Origin of the sequence: uncultured Paracoccus sp. (assembly GCF_947496875.1) — a bacterium.
Lineage (GTDB): Bacteria > Pseudomonadota > Alphaproteobacteria > Rhodobacterales > Rhodobacteraceae > Paracoccus.
On sequence record NZ_CANMEH010000098.1, the window covers coordinates 1 to 327 of the forward strand.

1 pseudogene is annotated in these 327 nt (G+C 70.3%); it reads right to left on the reverse strand.

Annotated features, from left to right (window positions below):
* Window positions 1-327 (reverse strand): annotated as a pseudogene (locus Q0938_RS19275) (hypothetical protein); the annotation flags it as partial.

Sequence of the window (327 nt, forward strand, 5' to 3'; positions counted from 1 at the left end):
AGCAGGTGGCACCGGCTCGGGCGATACCGGCGGCGTGGAGTCCGGTGCGGCGCCGGTGGCAACGAGCCTGAAATCGTCGAGCAGGGCGCCGTAGCCGTCGCCCGACTGCGCGCCAACCTCGCGGATGGTGAGCCGGTCCATCCCCGCGGCACCGGTGACGGTGGTCGTGAAGGTTCCCCAGTCGCCGCCCGGCTCTGCCGTGGCCACAACCAGGTCGTTCCAGACCACCTCGACCTCCTGCGTCGAGAGAGACTTCTCGGGCCGCGCCCGCAGGTCGAAGCTCAGCGTGTAGGCCTGCCCTGTGGTCGCGTCGACGTCCTGGTAGAA